General features: G+C 70.2%; 18 protein-coding genes. 17 read left to right on the top strand and 1 reads right to left on the bottom strand.

Annotation, left to right across the window (positions count from 1 at the left end; all coding sequences use genetic code 11):
* From metK to VM938_16245, 14 genes are all read left to right on the top strand, one after another.
* Positions 1 to 1,197 (top strand): methionine adenosyltransferase, encoded by a 1,197-nt coding sequence (metK, locus tag VM938_16180; GenBank protein HVF76575.1) that lies wholly within the window; start codon positions 1 to 3, stop codon positions 1,195 to 1,197.
* Complete coding sequence (locus VM938_16185) at positions 1,194 to 2,906, top strand: hypothetical protein (GenBank protein ID HVF76576.1); 1,713 nt, start codon at positions 1,194 to 1,196, stop codon at positions 2,904 to 2,906. The genes metK and VM938_16185 overlap by 4 nt, the downstream gene beginning before the upstream one ends.
* 21 nt (positions 2,907 to 2,927) lie before the next feature.
* Positions 2,928 to 3,662 (top strand): hypothetical protein, encoded by a 735-nt coding sequence (locus VM938_16190; GenBank protein ID HVF76577.1) that lies wholly within the window; start codon positions 2,928 to 2,930, stop codon positions 3,660 to 3,662.
* A 4-nt stretch (positions 3,663 to 3,666) separates the two neighbouring features.
* Complete coding sequence (gene def / locus VM938_16195) at positions 3,667 to 4,200, top strand: peptide deformylase (protein ID HVF76578.1); 534 nt, start codon at positions 3,667 to 3,669, stop codon at positions 4,198 to 4,200.
* Positions 4,197 to 5,063, top strand: coding sequence for a methionyl-tRNA formyltransferase (locus VM938_16200; protein HVF76579.1), 867 nt, complete (start codon positions 4,197 to 4,199; stop codon positions 5,061 to 5,063). Before def ends, VM938_16200 begins: the two co-directional genes overlap by 4 nt.
* Entirely contained in the window at positions 5,060 to 6,232 is a 1,173-nt protein-coding gene (locus VM938_16205; protein ID HVF76580.1) for a transcription antitermination factor NusB, read from the top strand. The genes VM938_16200 and VM938_16205 overlap by 4 nt, the downstream gene beginning before the upstream one ends.
* 11 nt (positions 6,233 to 6,243) lie before the next feature.
* Positions 6,244 to 6,894: a ribulose-phosphate 3-epimerase gene (gene rpe, locus VM938_16210; GenBank protein ID HVF76581.1), complete on the top strand. Its 651-nt coding sequence runs from the start codon at positions 6,244 to 6,246 to the stop codon at positions 6,892 to 6,894.
* On the top strand, positions 6,891 to 7,352 hold the full coding sequence (locus tag VM938_16215; protein HVF76582.1) for a MogA/MoaB family molybdenum cofactor biosynthesis protein: 462 nt from the start codon (positions 6,891 to 6,893) through the stop codon (positions 7,350 to 7,352). Before rpe ends, VM938_16215 begins: the two co-directional genes overlap by 4 nt.
* A 165-nt stretch (positions 7,353 to 7,517) precedes the next feature.
* Positions 7,518 to 8,462, top strand: a complete 945-nt coding sequence (ribD, locus tag VM938_16220; protein ID HVF76583.1) for a bifunctional diaminohydroxyphosphoribosylaminopyrimidine deaminase/5-amino-6-(5-phosphoribosylamino)uracil reductase RibD — start codon at positions 7,518 to 7,520, stop codon at positions 8,460 to 8,462.
* Positions 8,463 to 9,029 (top strand): riboflavin synthase, encoded by a 567-nt coding sequence (locus VM938_16225; GenBank protein ID HVF76584.1) that lies wholly within the window; start codon positions 8,463 to 8,465, stop codon positions 9,027 to 9,029.
* A gap of 4 nt (positions 9,030 to 9,033) precedes the next feature.
* On the top strand, positions 9,034 to 10,254 hold the full coding sequence (locus tag VM938_16230) for a bifunctional 3,4-dihydroxy-2-butanone-4-phosphate synthase/GTP cyclohydrolase II (GenBank protein ID HVF76585.1): 1,221 nt from the start codon (positions 9,034 to 9,036) through the stop codon (positions 10,252 to 10,254).
* Positions 10,241 to 10,690 carry a 6,7-dimethyl-8-ribityllumazine synthase gene (gene ribH, locus VM938_16235; protein HVF76586.1) on the top strand — a complete coding sequence of 150 codons (450 nt, stop codon included), beginning with the start codon at positions 10,241 to 10,243 and terminating at the stop codon, positions 10,688 to 10,690. Before VM938_16230 ends, ribH begins: the two co-directional genes overlap by 14 nt.
* Positions 10,690 to 11,565, top strand: coding sequence for an ATP phosphoribosyltransferase (gene hisG, locus VM938_16240; protein HVF76587.1), 876 nt, complete (start codon positions 10,690 to 10,692; stop codon positions 11,563 to 11,565). Before ribH ends, hisG begins: the two co-directional genes overlap by 1 nt.
* 4 nt (positions 11,566 to 11,569) lie before the next feature.
* A complete protein-coding gene (locus VM938_16245) occupies positions 11,570 to 11,773 on the top strand; it encodes a cold shock domain-containing protein (protein HVF76588.1) in 204 nt (67 codons plus the stop codon).
* Between the two features lie 715 nt (positions 11,774 to 12,488).
* On the opposite strand, the gene VM938_16250 is transcribed toward VM938_16245, so the two are convergent.
* A complete protein-coding gene (locus tag VM938_16250) occupies positions 12,489 to 12,875 on the bottom strand; it encodes a hypothetical protein (protein ID HVF76589.1) in 387 nt (128 codons plus the stop codon).
* 172 nt (positions 12,876 to 13,047) lie between these two features.
* On the opposite strand from VM938_16250, the gene infC reads away from it, so the two are divergent.
* From infC to rplT, 3 genes are read left to right on the top strand one after another with little or no spacing between them, the layout of a single operon-like run.
* Positions 13,048 to 13,689 (top strand): translation initiation factor IF-3, encoded by a 642-nt coding sequence (gene infC / locus VM938_16255; protein ID HVF76590.1) that lies wholly within the window; start codon positions 13,048 to 13,050, stop codon positions 13,687 to 13,689.
* Positions 13,690 to 13,694: 5 nt separating this feature from the next.
* Positions 13,695 to 13,889 carry a 50S ribosomal protein L35 gene (rpmI, locus tag VM938_16260; protein HVF76591.1) on the top strand — a complete coding sequence of 65 codons (195 nt, stop codon included), beginning with the start codon at positions 13,695 to 13,697 and terminating at the stop codon, positions 13,887 to 13,889.
* A gap of 58 nt (positions 13,890 to 13,947) precedes the next feature.
* Entirely contained in the window at positions 13,948 to 14,301 is a 354-nt protein-coding gene (gene rplT / locus VM938_16265; GenBank protein ID HVF76592.1) for a 50S ribosomal protein L20, read from the top strand.
* Positions 14,302 to 14,347: the final 46 nt, after the last annotated feature.

The raw sequence follows: 14,347 nt of genomic DNA on the forward strand, positions 1-14,347 counted from the left end.
TTGAGCAACCGTTTCACCTTCACGTCGGAGTCGGTCACCGAAGGCCATCCCGACAAGATGGCCGACCAGATCTCCGACACGGTGCTCGATGCCATCCTCGCTGAGGACCCGCAGGGCCGGGTGGCGTGCGAGACGCTGCTCACCACCGGCCTGGTGGTGGTGGCCGGCGAGATCACCACCAACGCCTACGTCGACATCCCCAAGCTGGTGCGCAAGACGGTGTGCGAGATCGGCTACGACCGTGAGTCGTTCGGCTTCGACGGCAACACGTGCGGCGTCATCACCGCCATCGACGAGCAGTCGCCCGACATCGGCCAAGGCGTGTCGACCGCCCTTGAGGTGCGCACCGGCAAGAGCGGCGAAGACCTGCTCAACAGCCAGGGCGCAGGCGACCAGGGGATGATGTTCGGCTACGCCACCGACGAGACCGAAGACCTCATGCCCCTGCCCATCTGGCTGGCGCATCGCCTGGCCCAGCGGCTGGCCGAGGTGCGCAAGGCGGGCGTGCTCCCGTACCTGCGGCCCGACGGCAAGACCCAGGTCACCTTCGACTACGAGGACGGCCGTCCCGTCGCCCTCAAGACCGTGCTCATCTCCACCCAGCACTCGCCGGGCCTCGACATCGAGACGCTGCTCAAGCCCGACCTCAAGGAGCACGTGATCCACCCCATGCTCCCGGCCGCCTTCGTCGACAACGACTACAAGGTGCTGGCCAACCCCACCGGGAAGTTCGAGCTGGGCGGCCCCCATGCCGACGCGGGCCTCACCGGCCGCAAGATCATCGTCGACACCTACGGCGGCGCTGCCCGCCACGGCGGTGGTGCTTTCTCGGGCAAGGACCCCTCCAAGGTCGACCGGTCCGGCGCCTACGCGGCGCGTTGGGTGGCCAAGCACGTGGTGGCCTCCGGCGCCGCTCGCCGTTGCGAGATCCAGGTGGCCTACGCCATCGGCGTGGCGCACCCCATCTCCATCCTGGTCGACACCTTCGGCACCGAGACGGTCAGCCACGACACGATCGTCAAGGCGGTCAACGACGTGTTCGACCTGCGGCCCGCCGCCATCGTGCGCGACCTAGACCTGCGCCGGCCCATCTACCGGCGCACGGCGGCCTACGGCCACTTCGGGCGCTCGGAGAAGGAGTTCACCTGGGAGGCGTTGTCGAAGCTCGACGACTTCAAGGCCGCGGTGGGCGCCTGAGCGCACCCCGTTGCGTCAGGGTCCTCCCTGACGTCCCCGCCATCGACAAGACGTTCGACTACCTGGTCCCCGAAGCCTTCGGGGACCAGGTGCGCGTCGGCACCATGGTGCGCATCGCCCTGGCGGGCCGTCGCGTGGGCGGCTGGGTGGTGGAAGACGACGTCGAGCCGCCCCCCGGCAAGCGGCTGGTGGCCCTGGCCAAGGTCACGGGCTGGGGCCCGTCCCCTGACCTCGTCGACTTGTCGCGCTGGGCGGCGCGGCGATGGGCCGGACGCCAGGCCACGTTGTTGCGCACGGCCTCGCCGCCCGTCGCCGTGCGCGGGTTGCCACCCGCGCCACCGCCCCGCCCGCCCGCCGCGGTGATCGGGGAGGACGACGTGGTGCGCGACGCCTTCGCCCGCCCCCGCAGCGTCGTTCGCCTCCCGCCTGCCACCGACCCGTTCCCGTACCTCGCGGCAGCCGCGGCCCGGGGGCCTGCATTGGTGCTGGCGCCGTCGATCGCCCGGGCTGCCCATGTGGCCGGGCGCCTGCGCCGGCAGGGCACCGTCGTCGCCTTGGCGCCGCGCGACTGGGCGCGTGCCGCGGCGGGCGGTGCCACGGTGGTGGGCGCCCGCGCCGGCGCATGGGCACCGGTGCCGGGCCTGGCCGCCGTCGTGGTGCTTGATGCCCACGACGAGGTGTACCAAGAGGAACGGGCGCCCACGTGGAACGCCTGGCAGGTGGCGGCCGAGCGAGCCGAACGGGCGGGCGTGCCGTGCGTGTTGCTGTCGCCGTGCCCCACCCTCGAACTGCTGGAGTGGGGCGAGCCCGTCGTCCCTTCGCGGGCGGCAGAGCGCAGCGGATGGCCTGCCGTCGACATCGTTGACCGCCGCGGCGACGACCCCCGTTCCGGCCTCTACTCCGAGCGACTGGTCACCGCCTTGCGCAGCGGCGGGCGCGTGGTGTGCGTCCTCAACCGCAAGGGCCGAGCCCGGCTCCTCGCCTGTGCGGCGTGTGGCGAGCTGGCCCGGTGCACGGCATGCGACGGCGCCGTCGAGTTGGTCGACGACGAACTGCGGTGCGGCCGCTGCGGCACGGTCCGGCCGGTCGTGTGCGCGCACTGCGGCGCCCAGCGGTTCAAGAACCTGCGGGCCGGCGTGACGCGGGTGCGCGAGGAGTTGGAGGCGTTGGCCGGCGTGCCCGTCGAAGAGGTGACGGGGGAGTCCGACGACGACCCCACGGCGTCGGTCCTCGTCGGCACCGAGGCGGCGTTGCACCGCGTGCCCCAAGCCGACGTGGTCGCCTTCCTCGACATCGACCAGGAGATCCTCGCCCCGCGCTTCCGAGCGGCCGAACAAGCCTTCGCCTTGTTGGCCCGCGCCGCTCGCATGGTGGGCGGTCGCGGCGGACGGGTGGTGGTGCAGACCCGCCTCCCGCACCACGAGGTGCTCACTGCTGCCTTGCATGCCGACCCCGCCCGCGTCGCAACCGCGGAGGAAGCCAGACGACGAGCCCTCGGCTTCCCGCCCTTCAGTGCGCTGGCCTTGGTGAGCGGCGAGGCGGCCGACGAGTACGTGGCCGCCTTGCCCGTGCACCTCGACCGCCTCGGCCCGTCCGATGGCCGGTGGCTGGTGCGTGCGCCCGACCACCAGACGCTGTGCGACGGACTGGCGCAGACGCCGCGTCCGAACGGTCGCTTGCGCGTAGAGGTCGATCCGCTGCGCGCCTGACCCTTCGGGTTACCGTGGCGCATGTTCGGTGAGTTGTTCTTCCTCCAAGCCGGGGCGATCGTCAGCAACATCGTGTTCTCGGTGTTGGTCCTCGTCATCGCCGTCGCCGTCGGCGCCAACCGCGGGCAACCCGACCCTCGAGGCCACCGGCTCAAGGCCACCTACCTCTGCGTGATCCTCTTCTTCTCCCTGTTCATCGCCCTGTTCGCCGCCACCTCGACCATGGGGTCGCTCATGGCCCTGGCCGCCGGCGAGGAGATGGGGAGCGGGCCGACGTTCTCGGACAGTCCGTCGTTCGACGACGACAGCTTCGGGACACTACGAGGGGTCGAATCCCACGGCGACGAGGAGGCAGCACGAAACCTGATGCAAGGACTCGTGGTCACGGCTGTCGCCGGGGCGTTGCTGGTGTACCACCGTCGCCAGTTGCGGAACCTGGCTGCGTCCGACGATTTCGTCGGCGGGCCCGCCGCCCCCGTCTTCTCCACCTATCTCTACGTGTCGTCTCTGGTGGGGCTGTTTGCCTTCATCGTCGGTGCGGCCATGACGCTGTCGGGGTTGGCCCAGGCGGTGGCGCCTGGCACCTTCTCGAGCCAGGACGTCGAAACGGCCGTCAGGGACGGTGCGCGCGAGGGGATCGTCGGCGTGTTCCTGGCTGCTGCCTCCATGGCCCTCGTCGTGGCCCACCACCGCGACCGGGTCCTCATCGAACCCGACGCACCTGGGCCGACAACGCCGGACGACCCGATAGCCTGAAGCCATGTCCACGCATGTCATCCGGGTCTTCGGCGACCCCGTGCTCAAGCAACGGGCCGCCGAGGTCGGCGATGTCGACGCCGCCCTGCTGCGGCTCGTCGACGACATGGTGGAGACGATGTACGCGGCGCCCGGCGTGGGGCTGGCGGCGCCCCAGATCGGCGTGCAGAAGCGGCTGTTCGTGTACGACATCGGCGACGGCCCCCAGGCCATCGTGAACCCCCGCATCGAGGAGTCCGACGGCGAGTGGGAGTTCGACGAGGGCTGCCTGTCGGTGCCCGGCCTGTACTGGACGATCACCCGGCCCAAGCAGGTGCACCTGGTGGGCTTCGACCTCGACGGCAACGAGTTGTCGATCGAAGCCGACGAGTACCTGGCCCGGGTGTTCCAGCACGAGCTCGACCACCTCGACGGCACCTTGCTGCTCGACCGGCTCGATCCCGACACCCGCAAGGAGGCGATGCGCGAGCTGCGGCGGCAAGCGCTCGACCTGTCGACCATGGGCGATGCCGAACTGCGGCCGCCCGGACGCCGCTGACCCGGCTCGCCTACCTCGGCACGCCCGCGGCCGCGGTCCCGCCGCTGGAGGCGTTGATCGACGCCGGCCATGACGTGGCCCTCGTCGTCACCCAGCCCGACCGCCGTCGCGGCCGCGGTGGCGCGCTCGTGCCCAGTGCGGTCAAGGCCGCAGCCGAGGCGCATGGCATCCCGGTGACCGAACGGGTCGACGACGTGCTCGACGCCGATGTGGAGCTGGGGGTGGTGGTGGCCTTCGGGCGGCTGGTGAAGCCGCACGTGCTCGAACGGGTGCCCATGCTCAACCTCCACTTCTCGCTGCTGCCGCGCTGGCGGGGTGCCGCACCCGTCGAGCGCGCCATCCTGGCGGGCGACAGCGAGACCGGCGTGTGCCTCATGCAGTTGGAGGAAGGGCTCGACACCGGGCCTGTCTATGCCGTGGAGCAGGTGGCCATCGGCGCGGGCGAGACGGCCGACTCGCTGCGAGAGCGACTGGTCACCGTCGGCACCCGCCTGTTGGTGGAACGGCTGCGCGAGGGGCTGGGCGAGCCGGTGCCCCAGGCAGGTGAGGCCACCTACGCCGCCAAGTTGGAGCCCGAGGAGTTCCGGCTCGACTGGTGGCGGCCCGCGGAAGAACTGCACCGTGTGGTGCGACTGGGCCGGGCGTGGACGACGTTCCGGGGCAAGCGCTTGCGCGTGCTCGACGCCCGCTTGGTGACCGCGTCGGGCGGCCTGCACGGCGAGATCGAGAACCTCGTCGTCTCCGCGGGCGACGGCGCCGGACTGGAGTTGGTCGAGGTGCAGCCGGAGGGCAAAGGCCCGCAGTCGGCCGCCGCTTGGGCCAACGGCGCCCGCCTCCAGCCCGGCGAACGCCTCGGCGAATGACGGCCTCCACCCCCCGCCCTTCTGGTCCGTCGATTCGGCGCCAGGGCGCCGGATCGACGGACCAGAACGCTCGGGCCGTCGCCGCCCAGGCGCTGCTGCGCATCGACGAGGGCGCCTACGCCAACCTCGTGGTGCCTGAGCTGCTCGACGCCTGTGACCTCTCGGCCCGCGACCGCGCCTTCGTCACCGAGCTCGTCTACGGCAGCACGCGCATGCGCCGGGCCTGCGACTGGCTGGTCGACCGCTTCACCGACCGGCCCCTCGACCCCGACGTGCGCGCCGTCCTGCGCCTCGGCGCCTACCAGCTCGCCTTCCTCCAGACGCCGCCCCACGCCGCAGTGTCGGCCACCGTCTCTGCCGCGCCACCGCGAGCCCGTGGGTTCGTCAACGCCGTGCTGCGCAAGGTGGCCGGCGCCCTGCCGCCGCGGTGGCCCGACCCCGCCACCAAGCTCAGCTACCCCGACTGGATCGTGCGCCGCCTGGCCGCCGACCTCGGCGTCGATGCCGCGGCCGAGGCGTTGGAGCAGATGAACGTCGCCCCCACGGTGACCGAGCGCGACGACGGCTACGTGCAGGACGAGGCGTCGCAACAGGTCGCTGCTTATGTGGGTGCGTCGGCGGGGGAGCGGGTGGCCGACCTGTGCGCCGCGCCGGGCGGCAAAGCGACGGCGATGGCGGCCGCCTTCGTGGCCGCCTCCGACCTACTCGGCTTCCGGGTGGGGCTGGTGCAGCAGAACGTGCGCCGCCTCCGGCTCGACACCGTGGCCGTGGTGCAGGCCGACGGGCGCAGGCCGCCCTACCGGCCAGGTTCGTTCGACCGGGTGCTGCTCGACGCGCCGTGCTCGGGGCTGGGCGTGCTGCGCCGGCGGCCCGACGCCCGGTGGCGCATCGAGGCCGACGACATCGACCGGCTCGTCGTCCTGCAACGCCAACTGCTCGACGCAGCCGTCGACCTGGTGCGGCCCGGAGGCGTGCTCGTCTACTCGGTGTGCACGCTGACGCTGGCCGAGTCGCTCGGCATCGACGAGTGGTTAGCCGACGCCCACCCCACGCTGGCGCCCCTGCCGCCGCCTGTGGCGCCGTGGGAACCGTTGGGGCGCGGCGCCCGCTTGCTCCCGCAGGCCGCAGGCACCGACGGGATGTACGTGCTCGGCCTGCGCAAGCCGTAGCGTTGGGCGCAATGGCCCGCATCGCCCCGTCGATCCTTTCCGCCGACTTCGCCACCTTGGCCGCCGCCGTCGACGGCGTGGCCCCCGAGACCGACATGCTCCACGTCGACGTGATGGACGGCCACTTCGTGCCCAACCTCACCATCGGCCCGCCGGTGGTGGCGTCGCTGCGCAAGCACACCGACCTGTACCTCGACTGCCACCTGATGATCACCAACCCGGAGAAGTACCTGGAGGCGTTCAAGAAGGCGGGCGCCGACGGGTGTTCGGTGCACGTGGAGCTCGACCGCACCGACGAGCTCATCGAGCAGATGCGCTCGCTGGGCCTCGACGTGGGCTTGGCCGTCAACCCCGACACGCCCTACGAGGCGTTCGAGCCCTACCTCGACCGGCTCGACCTGCTGTTGCTCATGACCGTGTTCCCCGGCTTCGGCGGGCAGTCGTTCATCGGCGACGTGATGGACAAGGTGCGCCGCACCCGCGACGAGATCGATCGGCGCGGCCTGTCGCTCGCCATCCAGGTCGACGGCGGCATCAACGAGGAAACGGCGCGCATTGCCGCCGAGGCGGGCGCCACCGTGTTCGTGGCGGGCAACGCCATCTTCCGGGCCGACGACCCGGTGGCCGCCGCCGCTCGCATCCGCGCCGCCGCGACGCTGTGAGGGCCAAGGTCCTCACCGTCTCCGACGGTGTCGTGGCGGGCACCCGCGAGGACCGCTCGGGCGCGGCGCTGGTAGAGCGCCTCACTACTGCGGGCTTCACCGTCGACGACCACCGGGCGGTGGCCGACGGGGTCGACTCGGTGGCCTTCGCCCTGCGGGAGATGGCGGGCAACTTCAGCGGCCTCATCGTGACCACCGGTGGCACGGGCTTCGGCCCTCGCGACCTCACGCCCGAAGGCACCAAGATCGTGCTCGACCGAGAGGCGCCCGGCTTGGCCGAGGCCATGCGACTCGTCAGCCCCCTCGGACGTTTGTCGCGGGCGGTGGCTGGCGCGCTCGACCACGCCCTGATCCTCAACACCCCCGGCTCCACGACCGGCGCTGTCGAGTGCCTCGACGCCGTGCTCGACGTGGTGCCCCATGCGTTGTCGCTCCTGCGCGGCGAACACCCCCACTGACCCCCCGCCCACCCCACCGCCGAAGTTGCGTAGGAAACGGCGCGGAAAACAACGCGATTCCTACACAAGTTCGAGGGTTGGGTTGCGGGGCCCGCCAACTGTCCGGCTCGTGACCCTGCATGTCACACTGGACGGCCGGGTCACGATATGGACGACACAGCAGCGATGAGGCGGGCGATGACACTGGCCGCTTCCGTGCGCGCCTCCACGTCGCCCAACCCGTGGGTGGGATGCGTGCTGTCGAGCGGCCACGAGGGGGCCACGCAGCCGCCCGGCGGACCGCACGCCGAGGCCGTCGCCCTGGCTGCAGCGGGCGAGGCGGCACGCGGGGCCACGCTCTGGACGACCCTCGAGCCCTGCGCCCACACGGGCCGCACCGGGCCGTGCACCGAAGCCATCGTCAACGCCGGTGTCGCACGCGTGGTGGTCGGCATCGAAGACCCCGACCCCCAGGTGGCGGGCCGGGGCGTCGGGCAGCTGCGCCAGGCGGGCATCGAGGTCGAGGTGGGCGTGCTGGCCGACGAGGTGGGCGACCAGTTGGCGCCTTACCTCAAGCACCGCCGCACCGGTCGCCCGTGGGTCGTGCTCAAGCTGGCCGCCACCCTCGACGGCGGCACGGCCGCGCCCGACGGCACCAGCCGGTGGATCACCGGGGAAGCGGCTCGCGCCGACGCTCATCGCCTGCGGGCCGACAGCGATGCCGTGCTCGTCGGCGCCGGCACCGTGCGCACCGACGACCCTTCGCTGACCGTGCGCCACGTCGAGGGCCGCGACCCGCTGCGAGTGGTCCTCGGTTCGGCACCCGCCGAGGCCAAGGTGCAGCCCGCGGTGGAGGTGAGCGGCGACCTTCGCACCGTGCTCGACGACCTCGGCGGCCGCGGGGTGCTGCAACTGCTGGTCGAGGGCGGCGCCACCGTGGCCCACGACTTCCACGCCGCGGGGTTGGTCGACCGCTACGTGCTCTACCTGGCCCCGGCGTTCTTCGGCGGCGACGATGCCCGCGGCCTCTTTGCCGGCCCCGGCGCCGCCACCGTGGCCGACGTGTGGCGCGGCCGCATCCTGTCGGTCGAGCAACTGGGCGACGACCTACGAGTCGAGGTCGCAGCGTAAGTGTTCACCGGGATCGTGGAAGAACTGGGGAGGGTGGCGGCACGCGACGGCGGACGATTCACCTTCGAGGCCAAGGTCGTCACCCAGGACGCAGCCATCGGCGACTCCATCGCGGTGAACGGGTGCTGCCTCACCGTCGTCGCCCTCGGCACCGACACGTGGGAGGCCGACGCCGTGGACGAGACGCTGTCGCGCACCAACCTCGACGACCTGCAGCCCGGCGACGTGGTGAACTTCGAGCGCCCGGTGCGAGCCCAAGACCGCCTCGGTGGCCACATCGTGCAGGGCCACGTCGATGCCGTCGGCCAGGTCGTCACCCCGGCCCCCGACTTGCGCGTGCGCATCCCCGAGGCGCTGCTGCGCTACGTCGTGCCCAAAGGCTCCATCACCGTCGACGGCTGTTCGTTGACCGTGGTCGACGCCCTGCCCGACGGCTTCACCGTTGCCGTCATCCCCCACACGGGGGACGTCACCACCCTCGGCCACCGGCTCGCCGGCGACCGGGTCAACATCGAAGTCGACGTCGTCGCCAAGTACGTCGAACGACTGCTTCAGGAAAGGCCGTAGCACTATGCCGTTCTCCGAGATCGACAAGGCCGTCGCCGCCATCGGGCGAGGGGAGATCGTCGTCGTCGTCGACGACGAGGACCGCGAGAACGAGGGCGACCTCATCATGGCCGCCGAGGCGGCGACGCCGGAGAAGATCGCCTTCTTCCTCCAGCACACCTCGGGGCTCATCTGCACGCCGATGACGCCCGAGCGCCTCGACGAGCTCGACCTGCCGCTGATGGTCACGCACAACACCGAGTCGCACCGCACGGCGTTCACCGTCAGCGTCGACTACCGCCACGGCACCAGCACGGGCATCTCCGCCTACGACCGGGCGGCCACCATCCAAGCGCTCATCGATCCCGCCAGCAGGCCCGCCGACTTCGCCCGCCCCGGCCACATCTTCCCGCTGCGTTACGCCAAGGGCGGCGTGCTCAAGCGGGCAGGCCACACCGAGGCCGCCGTCGACCTGGCCCGCATGGCCGGGCTCTACCCGGCGGGCGTGCTGTGCGAAGTGGTCGACAACAAGAAGACCGACATGGCCCGCCTCCCCGAGCTCGAAGCGTTCGCCGAAGAGCACGGCCTGCTGCTCATCTCCATTGCCGACCTCATCCGCTATCGGCGCCAGAACGAGAAGCTCGTGCGCCGCATCGCCGAGGCCCGCATCCCCACGGCCTACGGCGACTTCACCTGTTACGCCTACGAGTCGGTGCTCGACGGCCAGCAGCACCTGGCGCTGGTGAACGGCGCCGTGCAGGGCGAGGACAACGTGTTGGTCCGGGTACACAGCGAGTGCCTCACCGGCGACGTGTTCGGGTCGATGCGCTGCGACTGCGGGCCGCAACTCGACGCCGCCATCAAGCGGGTTGCCGACGAAGGCATGGGCGTCGTGTTGTACCTGCGGGGCCACGAGGGCCGCGGCATCGGCATCGGCCACAAGCTGCGGGCCTACCGGCTGCAGGAGCAGGGGCGCGACACGGTCGACGCCAACCTGGAGTTGGGGCTGCCCGCCGACAGCCGGGAGTACGGCATCGGTGCCCAGATCCTCGTCGACCTCGGCATCACCACCATGCGCCTGATGACCAACAACCCGGCCAAGTACGGTGGCCTCGAAGGGTTCGGGCTCGACATCGTCGAGCGGGTGCCGTTGCAGTCCACGCCGAACCCCGAGAACATCGACTACCTCCGCACGAAGCGCGAGCGGATGGGCCACCTCCTGGAGGGGCTGGATGACGTCCTCTGACAAACGCGGGCGGCGGGGCGACCTCGACGCGTCGGGGCTGCGTTTCGCCGTGGTGTGCGGGCGGTTCAACGACTTCATCACCGACCGCCTGCTGTCGGGCGCGCTGGCCGCGCTGGAGAAGTACGGCGCGGCCGAACCCACGGTCACGTGGGTGCCCGGCGCCTTCGAGATCCCGCTGGTGGCCAAGCACCTGGCGGCCAAGAACGACGCCGTGATCACGCTGGGCGCTGTCATCCGGGGCGACACCCCGCACTTCGACTTCGTGGCGGGGGAGTGCGCATCGGGGCTCATGCGGGTGCAGCTCGACACCGGCGTGCCGTGCGTGTTCGGCGTGCTCACCACCGACACCGTCGAGCAGGCGGAAGCTCGGCTCGACAAGGGCTTCGAGGCGGCCGAGACGGCCATCGAGATGGCCATGGTCCTCAAGGAAACCTGATGCTGCGACTCGTCCTGCCCAAAGGCTCGCTGGAGCGCGCCACCCTCGAGCTGTTCGAGTCGGCCGACCTCGCCGTCAGCCGCTCGTCGTCGGTCGACTACAAGGCCACCATCGCCGATCCCCGCATCGACGAGGTGCGTATCCTGCGGCCGCAGGAGATCCCGCGGTATGTGGCCGAGGGGTTGTTCGACCTCGGCATCACGGGGCGCGACTGGATCGAGGAGACGGCGTCCGACGTGGTCTCGCTGGGCGAGCTCCACTATTCCAAGGCGACGGCCCGGCCCATCAAGCTGGTGCTCGCCGTGGCCGCCGACTCGCCCGTGCAGGCCGTCGAGGACCTGCCCCAAGGGGTGCGGGTCACCACCGAGTACCCCGAGATCACCCGGCGGTTCCTCGAGAAGGCGGGCGTCGACGCCACGGTCACGCTGTCGTACGGCGCCACCGAGGCCAAGATCCCCGATATCGCCGATGCCGTGGTGGAGATCACCGAGACGGGCCGGGCGCTGAAGGCGGCGGGCCTGCGCATCGTCGACACCATCCTCACGTCGTACACCGAGCTGATCGCCAACCCCGCCGCGTGCGACGACCCCGAGAAGCGCCACGCCATGCACCAGATCCACACGCTGTTGCAGGGCACGCTCGAAGCGCGCGGCAAGGTGCTGGTGAAGCTCAACGTGGCCGACGCCGACCTGCAGTCGCTCATCGAGATCCTGCCGTCGATGAAAGCGCCGACGGTGTCGAAGCTCTTCGGCGAAGGCGGCTACGCGGTGGAGACGGTGGTGCCCAAGGCCGAGATCAACGTCTTGATCCCCGCCCTCAAGGACCACGGCGCCACCGACATCATCGAACTGCCGCTCTCCAAGATCGTCCACTAGTCCGATGCGCGGGCGGGTGATGGCTTTCGACGAGCACGTGGGGCTCGGGGAGATCGAGGCCGACGACGGCGGCCGCTACCCCTTCCACTGCACCCGCATCGCCGACGGCACCCGCACCATCGACGTGGGCGCGGAAGTCACCTTCGAAACGACCCCCGGCCACCTCGGCCGCTCCGAAGCTTCTTCCGTGAGCCAAAGCTCCCGCTGAGCGGGAGCTTTGGCTCACGGAAGTGAGAGAGGAGGTAGCGCTTCGAGCGAAGCGCTACCTCCTCGGAGATCGCTGCCTACAGGCACAACGCCGTTATCGCTCCGCCAAACGCGGGCGGCGGAGAATGGCCTGTGCCCGCGGTTCCATACGCTCGTGACGACCACCCTCCAATCGCGCACGGCGCCGTGACGGTGACGCTCGCGGAAAACTGGAGCGCCGGGTTGTTGACATTGTTCGTATTGCAGTATGTCCGAGTTGTTGCGCTGAACGAATAATCGAGACAGGCTGTGATCGTGTAGAGCTGGTGGGCACTGGTGCACGAGATTGCCCCTGTTGCGACCACCCAGGATCCGGACTCCTGCGGTGGCGTGACCGTGACTGCGCAGGTCCCGTGTGCCGATGCTGCAGGCGCCGTTACGACCACGGCGACGCCCCCCAGCGCGATCGCCACAAGTAGTCGGGCTCTCCACAAGCGAACCATGGCAAAATCCCCCTGACTCTTTGACAGCCGACTTGGTTGTCGTAGGCATGATGCGCTCACAGCCTGTCCGTTGCGACACCCCCCCGAGGTGAAATTGATTGTCGCCCGGTGACAGTCATGTGTGTCGCACGCGTGCCCTCCTTCAAGGCTCGCGTGCCCTCATCAACGGGTGGGGTGTCGCTGCCGCATGCCACCAGCACGAGCGGCGGGACCACCACCCCGCCCCAGCACGTGCTAACCCGCCTCGGCTTCGGCCGAGGCCTTGATCTGTACGAAGGCCAGCCGCAACTGGGCCAAGCCGTCGCGCAACTGCTGCTCTTCCTCGCCCAACCGGCCCGCCAGGCCCTCGATCACCGCGCCCAAGGCGTCGATGGCCAACTGGGCCTCGGCCAGCTTGGGCGGCTGCAGCGACAGGTGGATCGCGGCCAGCTCGAACATCCCGAAGCAGTGGTTGGCGATGACCACCTCGGCGGGCGCCTCGGCCAGCTGCTGGCGCAACTGGTCCATCTTGGCTTCGAACTCGGCTTCGTCGACCGGCCCCGGCTCCCCGGCCGCCCCCGCAGCAGGTTCGGGCCCGCCGCCCACCGGTACCTCGCCGCCGGGTGTCCAGATCGTGCTCATGCCTGGTAGCCTAGGGGGCACAACTGAAGAGGGAAGCGGGGCGCCTCCAAGCACCCCCACCCGGCCACCAAGCCACACCAAGGTGCGTCCGGGTCGATCGACCGCCAAGCGGACGTTGCTTCCCGTGACGTCCGCTTTTTCGCGTGACCCGACCACCAAGGAGTGATGCCGCATCGCCGCACCGACCAGCAACGAGCCTCGGATCAACGAACGCATCCGGGCTCGCGAGGTACGCCTCGTGGACGCCGAAGGCAAGCAGCTCGGGATCAAGCCGCTGCCCGAAGCGCTCCACATCGCTCGGGATGCCGACCTCGACCTCGTCGAGGTGGCGCCTATGGCGAACCCGCCTGTCTGCCGGATCATGGACTACGGCAGGTTCAAGTACGAGAACGAGCAACGGGCGAAGGAATCGCGGCGCAAGACGACCAACGTCAGCATCAAGGAGATGAAGTACCGGCCCAAGATCGGCCAGGGCGACTTCGACACCAAGACCCGACAGGTGGCGAAGTTCCTCGGCCAGGGCCACAAGGTGAAGATCACGATCATGTTCCGAGGCCGGGAGATGAGCCACCAGGAGCTGGGGCTGAAGATCCTGAACCGGGTCGCCGAAGAGGTCGGCACGGTGGCCAAGGTCGAGGCGGCGCCCAAGGTCGACGGGCGCAACATGATCATGGTCCTCGCTCCCGACAAGCGGGCCAAGGCGGCGGCCGACGACCTGCACGAAGACGAACTGCACCAAGACGAACTGCACGACGAGACGACGAGCAGCAACGGCGCCGAGCCGGTTGTCGCCGCCGACACCCAGGAGAGCTGAACGACATGCCCAAGATGAAGACCGACCGGGGCGCAGCCAAGCGCTTCAAGATCACCGGGACGGGCAAGATCATGCGCCGCAAGGCGTTCCGCTCCCACCTGCTCGAGAAGAAGTCCTCCGTCCGCACGCGCCGGTTGGGCCGCGAGGCCGAGGTCACCGGCGGCGACGCCAAGCAGATCAAGCGTCTGCTCGGCCTCTAGCCGCTCGCACCCCGAACTCCACCTTCCGTCCCGTCCGCACCACGAAAGGAGACCCCGAATGGCCAGGGTCAAGCGCGCCGTCCACGCCAAGAAGCACCACAAGGCAATCCTCGAGCAGGCGCAGGGTTACTACGGCAACAAGAGCCGCAGCTACCGCGCCGCCAACGAGCAGGTCATGCACTCGCTGCAGTACGCCTTCCGCGACCGCCGGGCGCGCAAGGGCGACTTCCGCCAGCTGTGGATCCAGCGCATCAACGCCGCTGCCCGCCAGAACGGCATGAGCTACAGCCGCCTCATCGCCGGCCTCAAAGCCGCCGAGGTCGAAGTCGACCGCAAGGTGCTGGCCGACCTCGCCGTCACCGATCCCACCGCGTTCGCCGCGCTGGTGAAGGTCGCGGAGCAGGCCGGCTGAGGCACGAGCTCACCTACAAGCACCAGAAGGTCCAGCGACTGCGGCG

The organism is Acidimicrobiales bacterium, assembly GCA_035536915.1.
Taxonomy (GTDB): domain Bacteria; phylum Actinomycetota; class Acidimicrobiia; order Acidimicrobiales; family JAHWLA01; genus JAHWLA01.

Excerpts from the sequence above, each read along its gene's own strand:
- VM938_16230 (HVF76585.1), top strand. The coding sequence starts at position 9,034 with ATGCCGTTCTCCGAGATCGACAAGGCCGTCGCCGCCATCGGGCGAGGG.
- ribH (HVF76586.1), top strand. The coding sequence starts at position 10,241 with ATGACGTCCTCTGACAAACGCGGGCGGCGGGGCGACCTCGACGCGTCG.
- hisG (HVF76587.1), top strand. The coding sequence starts at position 10,690 with ATGCTGCGACTCGTCCTGCCCAAAGGCTCGCTGGAGCGCGCCACCCTC.
- def (HVF76578.1), top strand. The coding sequence starts at position 3,667 with ATGTCCACGCATGTCATCCGGGTCTTCGGCGACCCCGTGCTCAAGCAA.
- rplT (HVF76592.1), top strand. The coding sequence starts at position 13,948 with ATGGCCAGGGTCAAGCGCGCCGTCCACGCCAAGAAGCACCACAAGGCA.
- ribD (HVF76583.1), top strand. The coding sequence starts at position 7,518 with ATGAGGCGGGCGATGACACTGGCCGCTTCCGTGCGCGCCTCCACGTCG.
- rpmI (HVF76591.1), top strand. The coding sequence starts at position 13,695 with ATGCCCAAGATGAAGACCGACCGGGGCGCAGCCAAGCGCTTCAAGATC.
- VM938_16205 (HVF76580.1), top strand. The coding sequence starts at position 5,060 with ATGACGGCCTCCACCCCCCGCCCTTCTGGTCCGTCGATTCGGCGCCAG.
- VM938_16245 (HVF76588.1), top strand. The coding sequence starts at position 11,570 with ATGCGCGGGCGGGTGATGGCTTTCGACGAGCACGTGGGGCTCGGGGAG.
- VM938_16250 (HVF76589.1), bottom strand. The coding sequence starts at position 12,875 with ATGAGCACGATCTGGACACCCGGCGGCGAGGTACCGGTGGGCGGCGGG.
- VM938_16190 (HVF76577.1), top strand. The coding sequence starts at position 2,928 with ATGTTCGGTGAGTTGTTCTTCCTCCAAGCCGGGGCGATCGTCAGCAAC.
- rpe (HVF76581.1), top strand. The coding sequence starts at position 6,244 with ATGGCCCGCATCGCCCCGTCGATCCTTTCCGCCGACTTCGCCACCTTG.